2 tRNA genes and 2 rRNA genes are annotated in these 1,630 nt (G+C 43.0%); all 4 read right to left on the bottom strand.

Annotation, left to right across the window (positions count from 1 at the left end):
* Positions 1-384: ribosomal RNA gene (locus DC083_RS09905) — 23S ribosomal RNA — on the bottom strand; the annotation flags it as partial.
* Between the two features lie 578 nt (positions 385-962).
* A tRNA-Ala gene (locus DC083_RS09910) sits at positions 963-1,038 on the bottom strand.
* 19 nt (positions 1,039-1,057) lie between these two features.
* Positions 1,058-1,134, bottom strand: a tRNA-Ile gene (locus DC083_RS09915).
* Positions 1,135-1,207: 73 nt separating this feature from the next.
* Positions 1,208-1,630: ribosomal RNA gene (locus DC083_RS09920) — 16S ribosomal RNA — on the bottom strand; the annotation flags it as partial.

A 1,630-nucleotide genomic window follows, 5' to 3' on the forward strand; every position in this document is an offset into this window, starting at 1 on the left:
CCTACTTGTTGATATACCTAGTACCACTGTCTACATTTCGAATACGGGACTATCACCCTCTACGGTCCATCTTTCCATATGGTTCTTCTATATAAACAGCTATCATATATCGGCTACTCCCGGGTCGCTCGCCACTACTGCGGGAATCTCAATTGATTTCTTTTCCTCTGGTTACTTAGATGTTTCAGTTCACCAGGTTCGCTTCCAGCAGCCTATTTTATTCAGCTGTGGATGACAGGGTTTTAAGCCTGTGCGGGTTTCCCCATTCGGACATTTCCGGATCAAAGCTTGATTGCCAGCTCCCCGAAACTTTTCGCAGACTTCCACGTCCTTCATCGCCTGTAATCGCCAAGGCATCCGCCATGTACGCTTATTCACTTGACCATATAATAGGGATTAGACTCATTTTTTTAATGAATCGTCCAAACTATATGATTTAATAGCTTTCTAATTCTCCTACGAATGTAACATGATAACGTTTCACTTTAAGTTAACTCATTTTATCAATCTGTCATTTCTGACAGTCAGTAAAATTGAATACATCGCTTACTTAAGTAATGCAATCTCTCCCGATCTCTCTTTATATCTCAATACCAACTTACCATTCTCATCACGAGAAGAATAAATCAACATCAAGACCCAAAAGATCTTGGCCATTATTACTCGATTCACATCGATCAATAATGACTGCTGCATCGCTATTACGTTGCACCAACTAATCCAAATTGTTAAAGAACACTCTAAATAGATTAGAGTATAAATAAGATGACTTAATTTATTTCCTTACTACTTGTAAGATTATAAATCACTTTATTTATCGTCTATTCTATTTCGGAAGAAGAATTATAGAGATTTAATCTTCATTAGCAAGCTTACTTATTACTCATTCTAGTAATGAGTGACTGCTAACCCTAAACTTTATCTCTCTAGATCCTCAACTACCAATCCATAACCATTTAAAATGGTGGAGGATAACGGAGTCGAACCGATGGCCTCCTGCGTGCAAGGCAGGCGCTCTACCAACTGAGCTAATCCCCCTTTTACCGGGTTACTTATTTGGTGGGCCTAGGTAGACTCGAACTACCGACCCCACGCTTATCAAGCGTGTGCTCTAACCAACTGAGCTATAGGCCCAGATCTAGCTTTTCTCTTCTTCTATCTTAAATAAGTTTCTATGGAAGCTCGTATCACCTGCGAGTCGCTCTTTAAAGGAGGTGATCCAGCCGCAGGTTCCCCTACGGCTACCTTGTTACGACTTCACCCCAGTCATCGACCACTCCGTGGTAAGCGCCCATTTTTAAGCTACCTACTTCTGGAGCAATCAACTTCCATGGTGTGACGGGCGGTGTGTACAAGACCCGGGAACGTATTCACCGTGGCATTCTGATCCACGATTACTAGCGATTCCGACTTCATGTAGTCGAGTTGCAGACTACAATCCGGACTGGGATCGGTTTTATGAGATTAGCTCCACCTCGCGGTTTGGCAACCCATTGTACCGACCATTGTAGCACGTGTGTAGCCCTGGTCATAAGGGCCATGATGACTTGACGTCGTCCCTACCTTCCTCCGGTTTATCACCGGCAGTCTCCTTAAAGTTCCCACCTTTACGTGCTGGCAAATAAGGACA

Source organism: Ignatzschineria ureiclastica (assembly GCF_003121845.1).
In the GTDB taxonomy this organism is placed as follows: Bacteria; Pseudomonadota; Gammaproteobacteria; order Cardiobacteriales; family Wohlfahrtiimonadaceae; genus Ignatzschineria; species Ignatzschineria ureiclastica.